Source organism: Mesorhizobium sp. Cs1299R1N3, assembly GCF_037179625.1.
Lineage (GTDB): Bacteria > Pseudomonadota > Alphaproteobacteria > Rhizobiales > Rhizobiaceae > Mesorhizobium > Mesorhizobium salmacidum.
This window is the reverse complement of sequence record NZ_JAPYKQ010000002.1, coordinates 329456-347847: the sequence shown is the minus strand read 5'-3', so window position 1 is coordinate 347847 and position 18392 is coordinate 329456. Positions and strand designations below refer to the sequence as shown.

Sequence of the window (18392 nt, the reverse complement as noted above, 5' to 3'; positions counted from 1 at the left end):
ACGGTTCATTGCGGCAATACCGGATTTGTTCTTTGCCGGCGCTGCCTGACCCCGGCGATTGCCCTTTGACCGGGCCGACCCTATGTTGCGCCGCAACCCAACAGATCGAGGAAAACACATGCGCTATCTGCACACCATGGTCCGCGTCGCCGATGTCGATGCCTCGCTCGATTTCTATTGCAACAAGCTCGGGCTGAAGGAAGTTCGCCGCTATGAAAACGAGCAGGGCCGCTTCACGCTGATCTTCCTGGCCGCTCCGGAAGACGAGCAGAGCGGCATCGCCGACAAGGCGCCGCTGGTCGAGCTGACCTACAATTGGCATCCGGAAGATTACAAGGGCGGGCGCAATTTCGGCCACCTTGCCTACGAGGTCGACGACATCTACGCCACCTGCCAGCGACTGATGGACAATGGCGTCACCATCAACCGGCCGCCGCGCGACGGCAACATGGCCTTTATCAGGTCGCCGGACGGCATTTCGATCGAGCTTCTGCAGAAAGGTCCGGCCAAGGCCAAGGCAGAACCGTGGGCGTCGATGGCGAACACCGGAAGCTGGTAATCGATCACCTTTTCGAGTGGCCGGCGGCCACTCCATGGTGTTTCGCCAGGTTGTGCCTATCTATGCGCCTATGGCGCCTGCCCTGAGGAGCAGCGCCACGTCTTGAGATAGCTTCGGAGAACCCTTCATGCCGACCAGCCACGCCAATGTCTCCACGGCGCACGCAAGCCGCTATCTGCAGCAGCTGTGCAAACATTGGGCGCACAAGTTTCCCGTCGAGTTCGACCCCAATCACGGCGTCATCGACCTTTCACTCGGCCGCACGGTCATGGACGCCGACGGGCAGCGCTGCACATCACGGTTTCGACCGACGAGTCCGCTTCGATCGAGCGCCTCGAAAGTGTCGTTGCCGACCACATCAAACGCTTTGCGTTCCGCGAAGAACTGGCCTTCGACTGGAAACGCGCCGAGGCGGCGTAGTTCGTTCATGCGTGTCGCCGCGCATTCCCGGCGACGCGTGGATCAATCGCTTCCGGACTTGCGCGCCATTTCCAGCAGCGCCAGCACTGAGCGCCAATTGCGGGCCGTGCCCGGCACTTTCAACGTGCGCGGAATCAGGCTGGCGAACACCGATTTGCCGAGCCCGTCCGGCGCGCTGAGATAGAGCACATCGCCCTTGACCTCGAAACGCTCGGGACCCGTGCACTTTTCCGCCAACCGCGCCACCTCGTCGGTGGTCGGCTCACGCTCCAGCGCATAGGCGTGGAGCTTCGTGTGATCAGCGGCCGCTTCCGGATAGGGATTTTCGCGCACCAGCCGTTCGAACCATTCGAAATCGCGCACCATGATGCGCGAATGGAAACCCCATTTTTCCTCGAAAGCCGCCTCGATCTGTTTGGTCAGCGCGGCGGCGTCGCCCTTGTCAGCGCGGAATACGGCATTGCCGCTCTGCACGTAGGTGGCGACATCGGAAAAACCGAGATCCTCGAAGAACGACCGCAACTCCGCCATCCTGACGATGCGGTTGCCGCCGACATTGATCCCGGAAAACAGCGCGATGAAGATCTTTCCGCTCATATTATGAAACCCGCCAGTGTCTCATTGTCGGTGATGTCCTGATACTGGACGCCCTCGGCCTCGAAATTCGCCTTCAGCAGGTCGAAATTGCGCCGATCCTTGGTTTCGATGCCAATCAGGACCGAGCCAAAATTGCGCGCCGACTTCTTCAGATATTCGAAGCGCGCGATATCGTCGTCCGGACCCAGCATGTCGAGGAAGTCGCGCAACGCGCCCGGCCGCTGCGGAAAGCGGATGATGAAATATTTCTTCAAGCCTTCGAAGCGCAGCGCCCGTTCCTTGACGTCCGGCAGCCGCTCGAAATCGAAATTGCCACCTGATACTACCGCTACAATGGTCTTGCCCCGGATTTCCTTCCTGGAAAAATCCTTCAGCGCATCGATCGCCAGCGCGCCGGCGGGTTCCAGGACCACGCCTTCGACGTTGAGCATCTCGATCATGGTCGCGCAGAGCCGGTTTTCCGGGACCAGCCGCACGCTGTCGGCCGCAAACTCCTTGAGATAGCGCAAAGGTTCGCGACCGATCTCGGCGACCGCCGCGCCGTCGACGAAGTTGTCGACCTTGGCGAGCTTCAGCCGTTTTCCCGCCGCAAGGCTCTCGCGCAGGCTCGGCGCGCCGGCCGGCTCGCAAAACACGAACTGGGCCTCACGGCCCTGATCGGCGAAATAGTGCGTCACCCCGGCAGCAGACCGCCGCCACCCACCGGCAGCATGACGATGTCGGGCATGCGCGCGCCCGGCATCTGGTCCGCGATCTCATAGGCGACCGTCGCCTGGCCCTCGATGATGTCCTTATGGTCGAAGGGCGGCACCATATGTGCACCGGAGCTCTCGGTGAATTCGAAGGCGGCGCGATAGCAGTCGTCGAAGAAATCGCCGACCAGCCTGATCTCGACGAAGTCGCCGCCAAACAGCCTGGTCTTGTCGATCTTCTGCTGCGGGGTCGTCACCGGCATGAAGACCACGCCCTTCTTGCCGAAATGGCGACAGACAAAGGCAAAGCCCTGCGCATGGTTGCCGGCGGACGCGCAGACGAACAGCTCGGCCTGGTTGCCTTCGCCAAGCGCCTTGCGGAAGAAGTTGAAGGCGCCGCGGATCTTGTAGGAGCGCACCGGACTCAAATCCTCGCGCTTCAAAAGCACCCGGGCGCCGGTCTTTTTCGACAGATAGTCATTTTCCTGCAGCGGTGTCTCCGGGAAGATCTGGCGGATCGCAGAGGCGGCGGTGGCGACGCGCGAGGAAAAGCTGGTCATGGCAAGATCATCCCGGGATCGCCCGCGGGCGAGTTAGACAATAACCCTATTACACATCCGGCCCGGCAAGACCATTGCTGGGTCGAGCCCGCGCCCGCAACGGCGCCGTCCCGAAATGCTAGCAAGCACTTGGGGACGTTTGTTCATGTTTTCTCGCATCGAGCCGAGCCGCGCATTGGTGGGCGCCTGAATTCGACATCCGACCGAGATGCAGGCGCCTGCCCACTGCGGCGTTACGGCCTTGCTGCCGCTTTGGCTTTCGCGCAACAGTGCGAAGGCCGTCGCGAGGCGCCGACCGCATTTCGGCTGGACACGACTTACTTCCGCCGCACTTGGCCTGCTGGGGAGATATCGCGGAGGGTGGACGGCCCTTGTTTGGGCTCGAGTGGAATTTTTATCGTGCATTTGAAGACGATTTGCATTCTTGCGCTTGCGCTGCTGGTGGCGGGCTGCGGCGGCCGCAAAACCGAGGAACTGCTCGGCAGCGCGGTCATGTCGGCGCCGGTAACGGAAATCGCGGGCAACCACTCGATCTTCATTGCCACGACCCGCAAGCCCTCCGACGACCCCAACAAGGTTTTCGACGGCGAACGCTCGGCGACGCTCAACTACGCCCGCGTCAACGTCACCGTTCCCGGGCTCCACACGACCGGCCAGATCGAGCGGCGTTCACGCGGCAAGTCGGACGATCCGGCAAAGTACTTCATGGCTTCCGAGGTCGTCGGCTACGACACCCAGCCGAAATTCTCCAGCGCGCTCAACGCCGACATAGCGGCGCGCGGCGGCCGCGTGATGGTCTTCGTCCACGGCTACAACACCGGCTTCGACGACGCTGTCTACCGCTTGACCCAGATTGTCCATGATTCCGGCTATCCCGGGACGCCGGTGCTGTTTTCCTGGGCCTCGGGTGCCAAGACCACCGACTATGTCTATGACAAGGAAAGCGCCAGTGCCGCCCGCGACCAGCTCGAAGTGACCTTGCGAATGCTGCAGCAGTCCGGTGCGCGGCGCATCGACATTGTCGCCCATTCGATGGGAACCTGGGTGACAATGGAAACGCTGCGCCAGATGGCCATCAGCGGCGATCGCGATCTTGGCGGCAAGCTTGGCGATGTGGTGCTGGCCTCTCCCGACATCGATGTCGATGTGTTCAAGAGCCAGATGCGCCGCTACGGCAAGCCCGACAAGCCGTTCATCCTGCTGTTGTCGGACGACGACCGCGCGCTGAGGTTGTCCGGCCTGATCGCCGGCTCGCGGCCGCGCGTCGGCGATTACAAGGATGCCGCCGACCTTGCCTCCTACGGCGTGACGGTCGTGGATCTCTCCAAGGTCAAAGGCAGCGACAGCTTCAATCATACGAAATTCGCCGACAACCCGGCACTGGTGAAGATGATCGGCCAGCGGCTGCGCCAGGACGATGGTTTCGCCAGCGACCGGGACGTGACCGACCGCATCAGCCTGCTTGGACAGTAGATGCGGCGTCGCGGTGCCTGTTCACCATCGCCGAACCATTGGCCTACTTTGAACTGGACCGCGCCCGTCTCTGGCCTTATCGGAGTATCGAGCGACGTCATGCGTTTGACGTCCCCTTATGCGGGAGCCGACGCGTGGCCTTGCGCTTGAAGAGTTATGGTGTCGTCGCGTTCGCGCTGCTGGTCGCTGGCTGCGCTGGAAATACGCATGATCTGCTCAACAAGACGACGGTCACCGTGCCGGCATCCGATATTGCGGCCACCCATGAAATATTTGTCGCCACCACCCGCCAGAAGGCGGCGAAGGATCCGCGGCAGGTCTTCGACGGCGACCGTTCCCTGACCACCAGTTTCGCGCGGGTCGATGTCACGGTTCCGACGAGCCATCAGGTCGGCAACATCGAGCGCGCCAAGGGTTCGGCCAACAGCAACCCGGCCAAGGATTTCACAGCCAGGGATGTCACCTTCTACGAAGGCGCGCCGCAATTCGCCAAGGCGGTCGGCGCCGACATCGCCATGCGCGGCGACCGTGCGCTGGTTTTCGTGCATGGCTTCAACAATGGTTTCGACGACGGCATCTACCGACTGACGCAGATCGCCCACGACACGAAATATCCGGGTACGCCGGTGCTGTTCTCGTGGGCGTCGAGCGCCAAGACGACGGGCTATATCTACGACAAGGACAGTTCCACCGCCGCCCGTGACGATCTCGAGGCAACGCTCAGGATGCTCGCCAAGACGCGGGTCAAGAGCATCGACATCATTGCCCATTCGATGGGGACCTGGTTGACGATGGAGGCGCTGCGCCAACTCGCCATCACCGGCGACCGCGATCTCGGCGGCAAGCTGGGTTATGTCATCCTTGCTTCACCGGATATCGACGTCGACGTATTCAAGAAGCAGATGATCCGTTATGGCAAGCCCGACAAGCCGTTCGCCGTGCTGCTTTCAGGCGACGACCGGGCTCTCAAATTATCCTCGTTCATCTCTGGCGACAAACCGCGCGTCGGCGACTATGGCAATGCCGCCGACCTCGCCTCCTATGGCGTGGCGGTGGTTGACCTGACCAAGACCAAGGGCGGCGACGGCGGCCTCAACCACGCGAAATTCGCCGACAATCCGTTCCTGGTGCAATTGCTCGGCAATAGGCTGCGCACGCCGGCGGGCCTCGCCGCGGACGAGGACCCCGCACAGATCACCGATATCGGTCAGGGCCTGGGAAAGGTCGTCGGCTCGGCTGCCGAAGTCATCATCACGACGCCGTTCAAGGTGCTGACCATCGCCACCGGCGGGTGAGCGGCCAAGAGCGGACGCTCAGACGAACAGATCGACTTTCTGGAACGTCGTTACGTCGATCAGCCCGACGTCGGAAATTCTCAACTCCGGAATGACCACCAGTGCCAACAGCGAGTGCTGCATATAGGCGTTGTTCAGGGAACAGCCCATCTTGCGCATTGCCTCGGTCAGTTTCTCAGCCTTGGCAGCGACAATCTCGGCGCGCTCGTCCGACATCAGCCCGGCTATCGGCATTTCGACCAGCGCCAGTTCCTTGCCCTTGGAGAACAGCACAACCCCGCCACCGACTTCCCCCAGCCGGTTGACGGCCAGCGCCATGTCCTGCTTGTTGGTGCCAACGCAGATGATGTGATGGGCGTCATGGGCGACGCTGGAGGCCATGGCGCAGTCGGCCATGTAACCAAAACCGGAGACGAAGGCATTGGTGACGCCACCGGTGCCCCTGTGCCGCTCGACCAGCGCGATCTGGCAAACGTCGTTGCGGCGATCCATGGAGACCAATCCGTCCTCGACCGGCAGATCGGCCTCCAGCGCGCGCGTCGGTGCCTGGTTCTCGATGACACCGATCACCCGCACCCGCACTTCGTTGGCGCCCTTGGGTGCCGCGATATCGAAATCGCCGGCCTTCAGTTTCTTGCCCAATTTGACGGTGTTCTTCGCCGTCTTCGGATAATCATAGGCCGGGATATCGATGTCGAGCTTGCCGCCCTTGGCCAGCCTGACGCCCCGCGCATAGACCTCGTCGATGCTCATTGCGGCGAGATCGGAGACAATCAGCAGGTCGGCCAACCGCCCCGGCGCGATCGAACCGATCTCGCGTTCCAGCTTGAAATGAAGGGCGGTGTTGAGCGTTGCCATCTGGATCGCGGTCACGGGCTTCAGACCTTGGCTGATGGCGTGGCGCACCACCCGGTCCATGTGTCCCTCATGCACCAGCGTGCCGGAATGGCTGTCGTCGGTGCACAGGATGAAGTTGCGCGGATCGATGCCGCTTTCCGTCACCGCCTTGATCTGCGAGGCAACGTCGTACCAGGCAGAGCCCAGCCGCAGCATTGCCTTCATGCCCTGGCGTACGCGGGCGATTGCGTCCTCGGCGCGCGTGCCCTCGTGGTCATCCTCGGGTCCGCCGGCGACATAGCCGTGGAACGGCAGACCAAGATCGCGCGAGGCATAATGCCCGCCAACCGTCTTGCCGGCTTTGACCGTCGCGGCGATCTCGCCCGACATCACCGGATCGTTGGCGGCGACGCCCGGGAAATTCATTACCTCGCCAAGTCCGATGATGTTTTCCCAGCCCATCGCTTCCGCGACATCGGCGACCGTCAGTTCGGCGCCGGCATGTTCGAGCCCAGGCGCCGAGGGCACGCAGGACGGCATCTGCACATGCACGTTGATGGGCATGGCCACGGCCTCGTCATGCATCAGCCGCACGCCCGGCAGGCCCAGCACATTGGCGATCTCGTGCGGATCGATGAACATCGAGGTGGTTCCGTGCGGGATGACGGCGCGGCAGAATTCGGTGACCGTCACCATGCCGCTCTCGACATGCATGTGCGCGTCGCAAAGGCCGGGCACGAGATAGCGTCCGCCCGCGTCGACCACCTTGGTGCCCTGCCCGATCGTGTGGCCGGCATTCGGCCCGCAATAGGCGAAGCGACCGCCTGAGATGGCGATGTCGGTGCCGGCGATGATCTCGCCCGAATGGACGTTCACCCAGCGTCCGTTGCGGATGACGAGATCGGCGGGTTTGCGGCCCATCGCGACATCGACCAGATCGGTCGCCATTTCGGTCCACGGTTTGGGTTTCGTCGCGCGAGCGGGCGGCTTCGTGGCCATCAAAGACTCCTGTTTGCCCGACTGTGCCAAGCCGACGGCGTTTTGGCCAGCGAGGAAGAAGGGATTTGCCTGGAGATTGCCGGATTACTCGGGTTTCAGGTCGACTTCGACCTTGGCGTTGCCGGCTGAAATCCGCTCGGCGATGCGCTCGACCTCGCCCTAATCACCTTTGCGGAAATCCGATTCCGTTTTGCCGCAGATCAGGTTATGTTCCGATCCAGGATATTTGACTCGTCTCGGGGGGTTCGATGCATCGCCTGGTCGCAAGTGCCGGTCTTCTTGCAGTCCTGTCCGTGCCGGCTTTTGCTGCCGACGCGACAGTCGACGTGCCAATGACCGCGCCTGGCTTCGACTGGACCGGCTACTATGCCGGCCTGCAGGCGGGATATGGCTGGGGCCGCTCCGAGATCACCACGACGGAAGGCGCGCCATTTTCCATCACGCCCGATGTCGACGGCGGATTCGTCGGCGGCCATGTCGCCGGCCTCTGGCAGTTCGATCAGGCCGTGCTGGGCGCCGAGGCGGACCTTAACTATTCCTCGGTGGACGGCACGGCGCAATCAGGCTTGGGAGACACATTCGGCGCCGAAATCAAATGGTTCGGGTCGGTCAACGCCAAGGCCGGCTTCGCCGTGGACCGCCTGCTGGTCTACGGCATCGGCGGCATAGCCTTTGCCGACATCGAGACGTCGCAGACCTCGGGGCCAGGGTTTGACAACACGCGCACAAATGTCGGTTGGACCGTGGGCGCGGGCGTCGACTACGCGCTGACCGACAAGTTCGTCGTGGGCGCGCAATATCGCTATTACGATTTCGGCTCAGAGAACCATGAGGCGCCAGCCCCCTTCAGCGATCGCGATCAGAGCGTGAAACTGAACACGGTCGGCGTCAATCTCAGCTACAAGTTCTGAACGTGGCCACCGGGCGTCGTTGCTGGACAAGCAGCGCGCAGACCTGTCTTGCCGGATGTGGGGCGGCCGGCGCTCCCAAGTGGGCGGGGGGATGGGTTGGGCCTGAGAGGCGCCGGCCATGGCGGATCAAGTCCGCCGCCCAGATATTTACCCACGCCCGCGGCGCGGATAATTCCGCGATCGCGCCAGTATCGTTACGCGACCTCCTCTGGGTTGCGCGTTCGGGCACCGCAGAACACGACTTGACGGGCTTTGTCTGGCGTCTGAAAAGGTCTGGCCTGCGGACGTGGCGGAATTGGTAGACGCAAGGGACTTAAAATCCCTCGATCTCTGATCGTACGGGTTCGATTCCCGTCGTCCGCACCAGCAAAAGGCTTCAAGTTTGTTGGATTTTTCTGTGTTGAACCGCCGCAACGTCATGTAACCGGCGTGGCCACCGGCTGCGGATCACTGCTTTAACTCGGACAGTGCCCTCTCCAGCGGAGCCATCGATATCTGGATCGGGCCGGAAAAGGCCACGTCCATATCGAAGATCAGATAGATCGCCCCGGCAACCAAAGCCGCCGACACCAGGTAGGTCGAAATGGTGATCGTATTGCGTGGCGCCCTGAAGCCGAAGCTGGCGAAGATCAGCACCAGCCAGGTCACCAGGAGCGTGATCAGAGGCACCGGAATCGTACCCTCCGACTGCTCGATCAGCACCCAGCGCAGTTCCAGCACTTTCTGCAAATGCTGGCGGGCGTCCTGCACAATGAAGCCATGCGCGTCGTCGGGTGGTGCCAGCGCACTCAGCCGGGTGCCGATTTCCGCAAGCAACTGCTCAGAGAGCCGGTTGGCGCCGACCAGCGTCTCGCTGGTCGGCGAGGCATCGCCCGCCACCCGCTGCACATAGACGACCAGCGGCTGGCGTACCGTGTCGGTTTGCGGGCCATATTGGCGCAAGGTCCTGTCCAGAAGGATCAATTCGGTCGCATAAGCATGCACATTGCGATCGATCGATTCGAAGGTGTTCTTGGCCGAGTTGATCATCAGGCCGAGCATCAGCGAGGTCATAACCCCGAACAGGTTCGCGGCGTGCCGAACGACGGTGTTCGTCTCGTCGTCACGATGTTTGGCCGGCAGTTTTGGCCATATGGCCGTGCTGGCGAGCGCGGCCGCCGTCAGGCACAGGAAGATTACCGTTGCGATGAAAGCTTCGCGCATGCCGCCCATTCCGATTGGCAATGGCGCACCGCCTCGCGCACCGCCGCGATAGTTCTGTCGACCTGTTCGGGCGTCAGCCTAAGCCGGGCCGGAATAGCGTTGAGCGCGGCCAGATCGGCCGGGGGCAGATCACCAAACGAGACCAATTCCACCATCCTCACGTCGCGGCAGTCCCAGCCGGCAAGGCCGCATCGGTAGCGCGCCACCGTCGCCGTCGGCAGGCCGGCGCCCAACCGCTCAAAAGTGATCCTGCCAAAGCAAGCCAAGCCAGACGCCAACGCATCGAGGCCCCCGAGCCTTCGATCTCGATGACGGGTGTGTCATTCGATGTAAGTCACCACACCCGTCTGCAGATCATAGATCGCCGCGACTATCTTCAGCTTCCCCGCCTTAATGAGACCGGCTAACACCTTGCTCGAGGCCGCCAGGCGCCTCGCGGTCCTCCGCGCGCTCTCCTTGGCAGTGTTGTCGACGAAATCACCCGCTTCGCTCCGCATTGCTATCGCCGCGGGCAGGATCGGTTCGATCATCGGGCCGATCGCGCCAGGATAGGTCGCGTTCTTGGTGACCACGTCGCACGCCGCCTTGACGGCGCCGCAGTTTGTGTGCGCGAGAACGACGATCAAGGGTGAGCCGAGCACCGCTGCCCCGTATTCAACCGTGCCGAGCGTCGCAGTGTCGACGAGGTTGCCGGCATTGCGGGCGACGAACAGTTCTCCAACGCCGTGACCGCCGAAGATCAGCTCCGGCGGAACGCGACTGTCGGCGCAACTGATGATGGTGGCCCAGGGCGCCTGGTGTGCGGCGACAGCGTTCCGCTGCGCGGCCAGGTCGATCGAGCAGAGTTCCGGGTGACTGACGTAGCTTTCGTTGCCGGATTTTAGCGCAGCGAGCGCTTCCTCGAGGCTCAATGGCGTCGCCACGTCTTCGGCCGCGCGCGCCGGCCATATGGCCCCACCAAGGCCAAACGCAATGAGCCCCGCGCCGACTTTGAGGAACTCCCTCCGGCCGACCCCTGTACCATCACAGGTGCTGCACATTCTTACCCCCTGCCCATTGTTCCCCCAAGAATATGCGCCTGCTCTAATATATAGGCAAGCGATTGGCGATAAGGTCAGGATCGAAGAGAGCGGGCCGGGATGCTGGGCCCACGAAACCCACCCTAACGCGGTGGCTGGGCGTGCCCCTGAATATCAGGGCGGCCTCCCCTTATCATCTAATCTTCAGGGAGAAATTGCCGTGGATCTGGATGCCTAGCCGCTCGCCTTTTCTCCACCGCACTTCCGCTCGATAGGTCGCGCCGTCCAACGGTATGCGCAGCCGGAAGTTATCTGGCACTTTTGCCCCTGCGGCGACACGCAACTCGGCGCCGTGCTCATGCTGATTTCTGACCGCGCAGCCTATTTCGCCGTCCTGCGTGATTATGAACGCATCCTTCAAAACCACCTCGCGCAGGTGCGTTCGACGCTCTACCGGAGGGTCAGAAGGTTTATCGGTCATGCAAGCCGCCTCCGACGAGCGAAATGCTCCCAGACTAAAGTCTGCGGCTCAGGACGCAAAGGTCCGACGTTTTCGCTTAAATCCTGTGCCTGTCCGTTGTACGCTCGGCATATTATTAAATCGTGAAATATATACTCTATAGTCATCGCCAAGGTTGTCACCTGACAGTGCGGCAGAGACAGCCGAAAATGCATGGCATGGGGAACCAGGTATGTTCGTTGACTTCTATGAAATGCTGGAAATCAGTCCGAATGCAAATTCGGAAACGATAGAACGCATTTTTCGTCATTTTGCCATGCGCTACCACCCCGACAACCAGGTCACCGGCAACGAGTCACGCTTCAGCGATATCCTGGAGGCTCACAACACGCTCAAGGATCCGGTCAAGCGTGCGCAATACGATATTCAGTACAAGGCCCATTTGAACCTCCGGGCCGAGCTGACCGATCAGGCGAGCAACAGCAACAACCTCGATCGCGATTCGGTCTTTCAAGCCAAAGTGCTCTCACTGCTTTATGTAAAACGCCGACAGGACGTCAACAATCCTGGCATTGGCGACGATGAGCTCGAACGAATGTCAGGCTGTCCGCGTGAGCACCTCGAGTTTCACCTCTGGTATCTAAAAGCGAAGGGCTGGATAGCCAGAACAGAAAACGGGACGTTCGCCATCACCGTCGAAGGTATCGATCGCGTTAATTCCGAACATCATCGTGACGCGGCAACCACCCGCCTGTTGGATCATGCGGGCTGAATTGGAATCCCTCGGCCTCTGATCAAGCCGCCATCGGGTTCAGCTTCAGATGCTGGATCAGGATGATGGTCTTGGCATCGATGATGCGGCCATCGGCGATGCCGGCCAGCGCTTCGTCGAGCGGCATTTCCAGGACCTCGATGTCCTCGCCTTCGTCGGGTGCTCCGCCGCCGGCCGAGATGCGGTCGGCGGGCGAATAGCGCGCGATGAAGAACCAGAGCCGCTCGGTCACGCTGCCGGGACTCATGTAAGGCGAAAACAGCCGTTCGATCCTGTTCAACCGGTAACCCAGTTCTTCCTCGGCTTCCTTGCGGATGGCGGTCTCCGGATCGTTTTCGTCCAGCAGCCCGGCACAGGCCTCGATCAGCGGTTCGCGGTGGCCGGTGACATAGGCGGGATAGCGAAACTGACGCACCAGAAGTACGGTCGAACGCAGGGGGTCATAGGGCAGGATCACCGCGCCGTCGCCGCGATCATAGGTCTGGCGAATCTGCGTCTCCCATTGGCCGTCACGCCGGCGGTAGTCGAGCACGGTCTTCTTCAGCACCGCCCAGTCGTCGGAAAGAACCTCTTCCGAGCGGATACGAATGCGATCTTCCATCTGACACCTCGATGCTTGCTGGCGGAGGCAGGCGTAACCGCGAACCGGTACAGGCGCAATCGGGCCAGCGATTGGTCCAGGACCCTTTCACTGTCTCGTGTGTGGTATGGAAGGGTGCCATTGCCTAAATAGCGCATTCCCCTCCCCGGAGTTTGTTCATGACGACATCGCTTTTCCAGCCGATCACACTCGATGGGCTCACCTTTCCCAATCGCATCGCCGTGGCGCCGATGTGCCAGTATTCCGCCGAGGACGGCTCGGCCAGCGATTGGCATCTTTACCACTGGATGAACCTGGCCATGTCCGGCGCCGGCATGGTCACGGTGGAGATGACAGATGTCGAGCGGCGCGGACGCATCAGCCATGGCTGCCTCGGCCTCTATTCCGAAGACAATGAGGCCGCCGCGCGCCGCGCGCTGGACGCGGCCCGGCGCGTGGCCGCACCCGGCACGAAGTTCGGCACGCAGCTGGCGCACGCCGGCCGCAAGGCCTCGAACCGCAAGCCTTGGGAAGGTGGCGGCCCATTGCAGCCAAACGAGGACCCCTGGCAGACCGTCTCGGCCTCGGCCATCGCCTATGACACCGGCTGGAACGTGCCGCACGCCCTGGAGGACGAGGAAATCCTGCAGCTCATCGAGCGGTTCGCGGAAGCCGCCACGCGGGCCGAACGCGCCGGCTTCGACTTCATCGAACTGCACGCGGCGCATGGCTACCTGATCTTCCAGTTCCTGTCGCCGCTGTCCAACCAGCGCACGGATCGCTGGGGCGGCTCGCTGGAAAACCGGATGCGTTTTGTCGTCGAGATCGCCAGGGCGGTGAAGAAGGCAGCGCCAAAGCTGATGCTCGGCGCACGGTTGTCGGTGAAGGACTGGGTCGATGGCGGCTTTGACGTCGAGGACGCGATCGAAGTGGCGAAAGTGCTGAAGGCCGAAGGCATCGCCTATCTCTGCTGCTCGAGCGGCGGCAATTCGCCATTGCAGAAATTACCCTCTGGCCCCGGCTATCAGGTGCATCTGGCGGAAGCCGTACGCAAGGGCGCCGGCATTCCGACCCGTGCGGTCGGCCTGATCGACGACCCGAGACAGGCCGAGGCTGTTATAGCCGAGGGCCGCGCCGACATGGTGGCGCTGGCACGCGCCTTCCTCGCCGATCCGCGCTGGGGATGGCGTGCGGCCGCCACCTTCAGTGAAAAAATCCATCCGGCACCGCAGCTCGCCCGCTCGGTGACGACGATGGAACACTGGATGAAGGCCGCCGGCTGATCGCTCATCTCCCGATCCCGGCGCACTCCTGCTTGTGATCCCGGACCGTTCGCCGACGGCCCGCTTCAATTCTGGCCGCAACCTGTTACGCTGGGTCAGGCTGCGGCGGGCGCGGCCGGCTTGGGAGATAATCATGTCGTTCAGGGCATTCTTGTCGGCTGCAGCACTTACGGCCGTGGTCGGGTCTTGGCTCGGCGCTTCGACGCCGACCGTCGCGCAATATTGCGAGGGTACGGTGCACGGCCTCTCCGGCCGCTATAATCTGGCGACCGGCAGCGGCTTTCTGGCCGTGCGCACACGGCCGAACTCGTCATCGCGGATGATCGGGCAATTGTTCAACGGCGACCATACCGAGATCTTCGACCGGCGCGGTAACTGGTACCAGGTCGAAATCGGCGGCGGCACCGGCTGGGCGAATGCACGCTGGCTGCGCAACAACTGCGGTTACTGAGACGCCAATGCATCCAGTGCGCGTCACGGACGCGACGCGACTTTTGGGCGCAGACCGAAGGCCATTTTTGCAACCAAATCGGCTGCTTTGCGTTGCGGCCATGATGGACAGCAAACCTTTTGAAACGCCTGTCGTGGTCGAGCTTGGCCACGTCGGCAAATATCGCCATATCCGCTCGACCCAGGAGGCGGCGGAGTGCCTGATGACTGTGTGGCCGCTCAATCGCGGCCCCCGTCATCGTGATGCTCTCGACACTTGCCTCAAAGTGCTGGAAGGTTATCGTTCGACAGCGGAAGCGCGCCGGGCACTGATCGAGGCCGCCAGGGAATCGGAAGTGCTGGTGCCCGACGATAAGCTGCCCGATGACCGGTTGCATTGAGCAGGCGGACCTTTAACTGGAGGTTTTGATGGCGAAGCTGACTTACAAGATCGTCGAGCACGACGGTGGCTGGGCCTACAAGGTCGGCTCAACCTTCTCGGAGACATTTCCCACACATCAGGATGCGTTGCGCGCCGCCGAGATCGCTTCGGCCGAGCAACAAGTGGCGGGCTCCACCGATGGCATCCAGTATGAGGACGCCGAAGGTAGGTGGCACGAGGAACTGGCCGACGGCCGCGACCGGCCTCAGACCGAAATCTCGGATTGATCACGACAGACGATGACCGCGGATGGTGTGAAACCATCCGCGGTCATCCGGCGCCCTGTGGGCCGAATTACTTGCCGCAGTACTGATCGTTGACGTTCTGCCCGGAATTGGCGTCGGGGCCAGGCGTGTTGTGGGCACATGGGCCGATACCTCCGGTATTGCCTTGGGTGCTCAGTCCCGAGCCGTAGGCGTTGATGCTTCCCGTGGTGCGTGGATCGACAGTTGTCTCGTCATTGTTGCCGAACAGCCACCAGCTGTGGTTGGTATATGTCGGTTCTGACGACTGAGCCATGGCCGATGTGGCGAGAGCAATCGTCAGAGCGGACGCGGCTAGAAGTTTTACATACATATTAGTTACTCCGTATCTACTTTGGTCGTCTTGGGTGCGACAGGGTGAAAACCCAATAGTCAGCCGAATGGTTCCCTGAAATTCTCGTGAAGTGGCGGTGATGCCGGAGCGACAAAAGCGCGCGCCGCTATGCGCTCGATGAAGGCGACGACTTGTTCAGGCGGGCATTGCCGCCGCCCGTCGGCCGCGCTATTCAGACGGCCCGTCTGCCGGAGCCTTTCATGCCTGAAATCGTCACTGCCGCCATGCTTGTCATCGGCGATGAGATCCTGTCCGGCCGCACCAAGGACAAGAACATCGGCCACCTTGCCGATATCATGACGGCGATCGGCATCGACCTGAAGGAGGTGCGCATTGTTCCCGACGAGGAAGACGAGATCGTCGCGGCGGTGAATGCCGTGCGCACACGCTATACCTATGTGTTCACCACCGGCGGCATCGGCCCGACGCATGACGACATCACGGCCGATTCGATCGCCAAGGCATTCGGCGTGCCCTGTGAATACGATGCCAAGGCCTATGCCCTGCTGGAGGCGAGCTATGCCGCACGCGGCATCGAATACACGGAGGCTCGCAAGCGCATGGCGCGAATGCCGCGCGGCGCCGACCATATCGACAACCCGGTGTCCGTGGCCCCAGGATTCCGCATTGGCAACGTCCATGTCATGGCCGGCGTGCCGTCGATCTTCCAGGCCATGCTCGACAATGTCGTCCCGACGCTGAAGACCGGCACGAAAATGCTGTCGGCCACGGTGCACTGTCCGTTCGGCGAGGGTCTTGTCGGCGGGCCGTTGGGTGAGATCCAGAAAGCGCATCCGGATACGATCATCGGCTCCTACCCTAAATATGGCGATGGCAAATTCTGGACCGAACTGGTGGTTCGTGCCCGCAGCGCGGATGCGCTTGAAGCCGCGCGCGCCGATGTCGAGGCCATGGTGGCCGGCTTCGCCGGCAAGGCGAGCTGATCCGGGGCAAACCGGAACCAAGGCCGACGCCGCAACGTTTCCCTGCCGCGACCCGTCACTCGCAAGATCGAGGGATCATCATGCGCTTCAAGACCATCGTTGCCATTCTGCAGAACGAGCAGGACGCCGAGCGGGTGCTCGACTGCGCCATTCCGCTTGCCAGCCGCTTCGAAAGCCATCTGATCGGCATCCATGCCGAGGCGCTCCCGGTGCCCTACACTTCGGCGACGGGTTTTCCCGATACGGAGTTCCTGCAGGTTTCCGCCGACATGAACCGGGAGCGGGCCGAAAAACTCCAGGCTTTCTTTCTGAGGCGCATCGAGGATTCCGGCCTTTCCTTCGAATGGCGCAGCCTGGAGAGCTTCTCCGGCGACAGCGCGCTGACCGGCATTTCAAACGTGCGCGCCGCCGATCTCATCATCGCCGCCCAACGCGAGACCGACGGCGATCCTAGCGCCGACGTCGATACGCTGGTCTACGATGCCGGCCGGCCGGTGTTGGTGGTGCCGCATGCCGGCCCTCTCGTCACCACGTTCAAACGCGTTCTGCTTGCCTGGAACGGCAGCAAGGAGGCCGCCCGCGCCGCGTTCGATGCCCTGCCCTTCATCATCGAGGCCGACAAAACCGACATACTGGTCATCGATCCACCCGATACGCTCGACGAAAGCCCGGAGGCCGCGGGCGCCGAAATCGCCTCCGCGCTGTCGCGCCACGGCGCCACCGTCAGCGTCTCGGTGCAGAAATCGGGCGGCACCTCGGTCGACGACATGATCCAGAACAGGATCGCCGAGACCGGCGCCGATCTGCTGGTGCTGGGCGCCTACAGCCACTCCTGGCTGCGTCAGCTTCTGTTCGGCGGGGTGACGCGCACGGTGCTGCGCACGGCACAGGTAGCAGCCTTCCTGTCGCGGTAAGTCCACAGCGATCACTACCAGCCACCCTTGCCAAGCCGTGGGGTTTCCAGTTAATTCCGCGCGCATTCCCCTGTTTTCTTGCACGCGGCTGTCGCGTGCCGCGGAGTGCGCGAGACATGTCCCTTCCCGAAAAAGCTTTCCCGGTCTCCTGGGACCAGTTCCATCGCGACGCCCGCGCACTTGCCTGGCGGCTTGCCGGCGCAAGCAAGGGTCAATGGAAGGCCATCGTCTGCATCACGCGCGGTGGCCTGGTCCCGGCGGCTATCATCTCGCGCGAACTCGGTATCCGCGTCATCGAGACGGTCTGTGTCGCCTCCTATCACGACTACACCAGCCAGGGACAATTGCAGGTGCTGAAGGAGATCACGCCGGCCTTGCTGGCCGACGATGGCGCCGGCGTGCTGATCATCGACGACCTGACCGACACCGGCAAGACCGCCGGCATCGTGCGCGCAATGATGCCGAAGGCCCATTTCGCGACCGTCTACGCCAAGCCCAAGGGCCGGCCGCTGGTCGATACTTTCGTCACCGAGGTCAGCCAGGACACCTGGATCTATTTTCCCTGGGACATGGGCTTCACCTATCAGAAGCCGATCGCCGACGATCACGCCGGCTGATTCGCGGCAAACCGGTTTTTGCCAATCAAGCCAGCGCCGATGACGATATTTGCTTGCGCGGAGCGACCCGCCGACAAGCTATCCTGTGAAATCGACCCCTTGTTGACGGGAATCAGCCGGCGTGACCGAAGTTTTTACTTTTATTGGCCACAATTAGCCGTAAGATTCATAAGACGGCAAACGATTCTGGAGGCTGGGGCTAGCTTCTCCGATGTTGACACGGCCAACGACGCACAACCACCTCGCTGAAAGGGTCCGGCGGCTCTTCGGCACGGCGCCGTGCCGTCTGCAGGTTGCTGCCCTGCCCTGGCGCGATGTCGGGAACGGCGTCGAGGTCATGCTGATCACCAGCCGTGACACTGGCCGCTGGGTGTTGCCCAAAGGCTGGCCGGAAGCCAGGGAGCCGCTCTGCGAAGCGGCCGCCCGCGAGGCCGCCGAGGAAGCCGGTCTGCGCGGCAACATCTCCCATCTCGAAGCCGGCCGTTATTTCTATGCCAAGGTGCTGGCTTCGGGCGAAGAAGTGCCTTGCGAGGTGCTGGTGTTTCCGCTGCACGTCGACAAGATCGCGGACCGCTGGAAGGAAAAGCACTCCCGCACCCGCAAATGGTTCAGTTCCAGCGAAGTCGTGCGCATGGTCAACGAGCCCGACCTCTGTCAGATCATCGCCTATTTCTGTGCCGACCCGCGCAGATTCTCCTGATCGACGCCTTTTGCGTGTATCACGGCTGATTCACAACCTTGCGCTGTGTCGCAATGGTTTGCTAATTTTTCTTCGCTAAGAATCGGTCA

The 18392-nt window shown here is 62.0% G+C and carries 21 protein-coding genes, 1 tRNA gene and 2 pseudogenes; 15 read left to right on the top strand and 9 right to left on the bottom strand.

All coding sequences use genetic code 11. The features are described from left to right. Window positions 1-118: 118 nt before the first annotated feature. Together O7B34_RS07100 and O7B34_RS07095 are read left to right on the top strand one after the other, a co-directional pair. Complete coding sequence (locus O7B34_RS07100; RefSeq protein ID WP_337145433.1) at window positions 119-559, top strand: VOC family protein; 441 nt, start codon at window positions 119-121, stop codon at window positions 557-559. A 127-nt stretch (window positions 560-686) separates the two neighbouring features. Further along, window positions 687-979: pseudogene (locus O7B34_RS07095) on the top strand (DUF2218 domain-containing protein). A 42-nt stretch (window positions 980-1021) separates the two neighbouring features. Here O7B34_RS07095 and O7B34_RS07090 read toward each other — a convergent pair. Together O7B34_RS07090 and ilvA are read right to left on the bottom strand one after the other, a co-directional pair. After that, window positions 1022-1576, bottom strand: coding sequence for a DUF1697 domain-containing protein (locus O7B34_RS07090; protein WP_337145432.1), 555 nt, complete (start codon window positions 1574-1576; stop codon window positions 1022-1024). Continuing rightward, window positions 1573-2828, bottom strand: a pseudogene (gene ilvA, locus O7B34_RS07085) (threonine ammonia-lyase IlvA). Before ilvA ends, O7B34_RS07090 begins: the two are co-directional and overlap by 4 nt. 399 nt (window positions 2829-3227) lie before the next feature. On the opposite strand from ilvA, the gene O7B34_RS07080 reads away from it, so the two are divergent. Next, complete coding sequence (locus O7B34_RS07080) at window positions 3228-4301, top strand: alpha/beta hydrolase (protein ID WP_442920947.1); 1074 nt, start codon at window positions 3228-3230, stop codon at window positions 4299-4301. Between the two features lie 134 nt (window positions 4302-4435). Continuing rightward, complete coding sequence (locus O7B34_RS07075) at window positions 4436-5596, top strand: alpha/beta hydrolase (protein ID WP_337145431.1); 1161 nt, start codon at window positions 4436-4438, stop codon at window positions 5594-5596. A gap of 18 nt (window positions 5597-5614) precedes the next feature. Here O7B34_RS07075 and ade read toward each other — a convergent pair whose 3' ends face one another. Next, window positions 5615-7432 (bottom strand): adenine deaminase, encoded by a 1818-nt coding sequence (ade, locus tag O7B34_RS07070; RefSeq protein WP_337145430.1) that lies wholly within the window; start codon window positions 7430-7432, stop codon window positions 5615-5617. 248 nt (window positions 7433-7680) lie between these two features. Here ade and O7B34_RS07065 point away from each other — a divergent pair, with 248 nt between their 5' ends. Then, complete coding sequence (locus tag O7B34_RS07065; RefSeq protein WP_337145429.1) at window positions 7681-8343, top strand: outer membrane protein; 663 nt, start codon at window positions 7681-7683, stop codon at window positions 8341-8343. Between the two features lie 280 nt (window positions 8344-8623). Further along, a tRNA-Leu gene (locus O7B34_RS07060) sits at window positions 8624-8709 on the top strand. Window positions 8710-8790: 81 nt separating this feature from the next. Here O7B34_RS07060 and O7B34_RS07055 read toward each other — a convergent pair. The 4 genes from O7B34_RS07055 to O7B34_RS07040 form a co-directional block, all read right to left on the bottom strand. Then, a complete protein-coding gene (locus O7B34_RS07055; RefSeq protein ID WP_337145428.1) occupies window positions 8791-9546 on the bottom strand; it encodes a bestrophin-like domain in 756 nt (251 codons plus the stop codon). Then, window positions 9519-9779, bottom strand: coding sequence for a hypothetical protein (locus O7B34_RS07050; RefSeq protein WP_337145427.1), 261 nt, complete (start codon window positions 9777-9779; stop codon window positions 9519-9521). Before O7B34_RS07050 ends, O7B34_RS07055 begins: the two co-directional genes overlap by 28 nt. A gap of 87 nt (window positions 9780-9866) precedes the next feature. Then, the gene (locus O7B34_RS07045) at window positions 9867-10586 is read right to left on the bottom strand and encodes a carbonic anhydrase (protein ID WP_337145426.1); all 720 of its coding nucleotides are present in this window, start codon (window positions 10584-10586) and stop codon (window positions 9867-9869) included. A 172-nt stretch (window positions 10587-10758) separates the two neighbouring features. Then, a complete protein-coding gene (locus O7B34_RS07040) occupies window positions 10759-11046 on the bottom strand; it encodes a PilZ domain-containing protein (protein ID WP_337145425.1) in 288 nt (95 codons plus the stop codon). A 211-nt stretch (window positions 11047-11257) separates the two neighbouring features. Between O7B34_RS07040 and O7B34_RS07035 the strand changes: the two genes are divergently transcribed. Then, complete coding sequence (locus O7B34_RS07035; protein ID WP_027145498.1) at window positions 11258-11797, top strand: J domain-containing protein; 540 nt, start codon at window positions 11258-11260, stop codon at window positions 11795-11797. A 22-nt stretch (window positions 11798-11819) separates the two neighbouring features. Here the strand turns inward: O7B34_RS07035 and O7B34_RS07030 are convergent, their stop codons facing one another. Beyond that, window positions 11820-12398 carry an NUDIX domain-containing protein gene (locus O7B34_RS07030; protein WP_337145424.1) on the bottom strand — a complete coding sequence of 193 codons (579 nt, stop codon included), beginning with the start codon at window positions 12396-12398 and terminating at the stop codon, window positions 11820-11822. Between the two features lie 158 nt (window positions 12399-12556). On the opposite strand from O7B34_RS07030, the gene O7B34_RS07025 reads away from it, so the two are divergent. The 4 genes from O7B34_RS07025 to O7B34_RS07010 all read left to right on the top strand — a co-directional run bounded on the left by O7B34_RS07025 (window position 12557) and on the right by O7B34_RS07010 (window position 14758). Then, entirely contained in the window at window positions 12557-13660 is a 1104-nt protein-coding gene (locus O7B34_RS07025) for an NADH:flavin oxidoreductase/NADH oxidase (protein WP_337145423.1), read from the top strand. 133 nt (window positions 13661-13793) lie between these two features. Next, the gene (locus O7B34_RS07020; protein WP_337145422.1) at window positions 13794-14111 is read left to right on the top strand and encodes an SH3 domain-containing protein; all 318 of its coding nucleotides are present in this window, start codon (window positions 13794-13796) and stop codon (window positions 14109-14111) included. A gap of 100 nt (window positions 14112-14211) precedes the next feature. Continuing rightward, window positions 14212-14490 carry a DUF982 domain-containing protein gene (locus O7B34_RS07015; RefSeq protein WP_337145634.1) on the top strand — a complete coding sequence of 93 codons (279 nt, stop codon included), beginning with the start codon at window positions 14212-14214 and terminating at the stop codon, window positions 14488-14490. Between the two features lie 28 nt (window positions 14491-14518). After that, complete coding sequence (locus tag O7B34_RS07010; RefSeq protein ID WP_337145421.1) at window positions 14519-14758, top strand: DUF2188 domain-containing protein; 240 nt, start codon at window positions 14519-14521, stop codon at window positions 14756-14758. 67 nt (window positions 14759-14825) lie between these two features. Here O7B34_RS07010 and O7B34_RS07005 read toward each other — a convergent pair whose 3' ends face one another. Further along, on the bottom strand, window positions 14826-15107 hold the full coding sequence (locus O7B34_RS07005; protein ID WP_337145420.1) for a hypothetical protein: 282 nt from the start codon (window positions 15105-15107) through the stop codon (window positions 14826-14828). Window positions 15108-15328: 221 nt separating this feature from the next. Here O7B34_RS07005 and O7B34_RS07000 point away from each other — a divergent pair, with 221 nt between their 5' ends. The 4 genes from O7B34_RS07000 (at window position 15329) to O7B34_RS06985 (ending at window position 18303) form a co-directional block, all read left to right on the top strand. Continuing rightward, a complete protein-coding gene (locus O7B34_RS07000) occupies window positions 15329-16072 on the top strand; it encodes a competence/damage-inducible protein A (protein WP_337140544.1) in 744 nt (247 codons plus the stop codon). Between the two features lie 80 nt (window positions 16073-16152). Beyond that, entirely contained in the window at window positions 16153-16986 is an 834-nt protein-coding gene (locus O7B34_RS06995; RefSeq protein ID WP_337107015.1) for a universal stress protein, read from the top strand. Window positions 16987-17102: 116 nt separating this feature from the next. Continuing rightward, the gene (gene gpt / locus O7B34_RS06990; RefSeq protein WP_027145490.1) at window positions 17103-17603 is read left to right on the top strand and encodes a xanthine phosphoribosyltransferase; all 501 of its coding nucleotides are present in this window, start codon (window positions 17103-17105) and stop codon (window positions 17601-17603) included. A 211-nt stretch (window positions 17604-17814) separates the two neighbouring features. Further along, the gene (locus O7B34_RS06985) at window positions 17815-18303 is read left to right on the top strand and encodes an NUDIX hydrolase (protein ID WP_337145419.1); all 489 of its coding nucleotides are present in this window, start codon (window positions 17815-17817) and stop codon (window positions 18301-18303) included. The last annotated feature ends 89 nt before the right edge of the window (window positions 18304-18392 follow it).

What these genes read in the sequence shown, in the direction of transcription:
- O7B34_RS07010 (WP_337145421.1), top strand. Translation starts at nt 14,519, where the DNA reads ATGGCGAAGCTGACTTACAAGATCGTCGAGCACGACGGTGGCTGGGCC.
- O7B34_RS07000 (WP_337140544.1), top strand. Translation starts at nt 15,329, where the DNA reads ATGCCTGAAATCGTCACTGCCGCCATGCTTGTCATCGGCGATGAGATC.
- O7B34_RS07030 (WP_337145424.1), bottom strand. Translation starts at nt 12,398, where the DNA reads ATGGAAGATCGCATTCGTATCCGCTCGGAAGAGGTTCTTTCCGACGAC.
- O7B34_RS07040 (WP_337145425.1), bottom strand. Translation starts at nt 11,046, where the DNA reads ATGACCGATAAACCTTCTGACCCTCCGGTAGAGCGTCGAACGCACCTG.
- O7B34_RS06995 (WP_337107015.1), top strand. Translation starts at nt 16,153, where the DNA reads ATGCGCTTCAAGACCATCGTTGCCATTCTGCAGAACGAGCAGGACGCC.
- O7B34_RS06985 (WP_337145419.1), top strand. Translation starts at nt 17,815, where the DNA reads ATGTTGACACGGCCAACGACGCACAACCACCTCGCTGAAAGGGTCCGG.
- O7B34_RS07015 (WP_337145634.1), top strand. Translation starts at nt 14,212, where the DNA reads ATGATGGACAGCAAACCTTTTGAAACGCCTGTCGTGGTCGAGCTTGGC.
- O7B34_RS07100 (WP_337145433.1), top strand. Translation starts at nt 119, where the DNA reads ATGCGCTATCTGCACACCATGGTCCGCGTCGCCGATGTCGATGCCTCG.
- gpt (WP_027145490.1), top strand. Translation starts at nt 17,103, where the DNA reads ATGTCCCTTCCCGAAAAAGCTTTCCCGGTCTCCTGGGACCAGTTCCAT.
- ade (WP_337145430.1), bottom strand. Translation starts at nt 7,432, where the DNA reads ATGGCCACGAAGCCGCCCGCTCGCGCGACGAAACCCAAACCGTGGACC.
- O7B34_RS07055 (WP_337145428.1), bottom strand. Translation starts at nt 9,546, where the DNA reads ATGCGCGAAGCTTTCATCGCAACGGTAATCTTCCTGTGCCTGACGGCG.
- O7B34_RS07035 (WP_027145498.1), top strand. Translation starts at nt 11,258, where the DNA reads ATGTTCGTTGACTTCTATGAAATGCTGGAAATCAGTCCGAATGCAAAT.
- O7B34_RS07005 (WP_337145420.1), bottom strand. Translation starts at nt 15,107, where the DNA reads ATGTATGTAAAACTTCTAGCCGCGTCCGCTCTGACGATTGCTCTCGCC.
- O7B34_RS07065 (WP_337145429.1), top strand. Translation starts at nt 7,681, where the DNA reads ATGCATCGCCTGGTCGCAAGTGCCGGTCTTCTTGCAGTCCTGTCCGTG.
- O7B34_RS07090 (WP_337145432.1), bottom strand. Translation starts at nt 1,576, where the DNA reads ATGAGCGGAAAGATCTTCATCGCGCTGTTTTCCGGGATCAATGTCGGC.
- O7B34_RS07025 (WP_337145423.1), top strand. Translation starts at nt 12,557, where the DNA reads ATGACGACATCGCTTTTCCAGCCGATCACACTCGATGGGCTCACCTTT.
- O7B34_RS07045 (WP_337145426.1), bottom strand. Translation starts at nt 10,586, where the DNA reads ATGTGCAGCACCTGTGATGGTACAGGGGTCGGCCGGAGGGAGTTCCTC.
- O7B34_RS07020 (WP_337145422.1), top strand. Translation starts at nt 13,794, where the DNA reads ATGTCGTTCAGGGCATTCTTGTCGGCTGCAGCACTTACGGCCGTGGTC.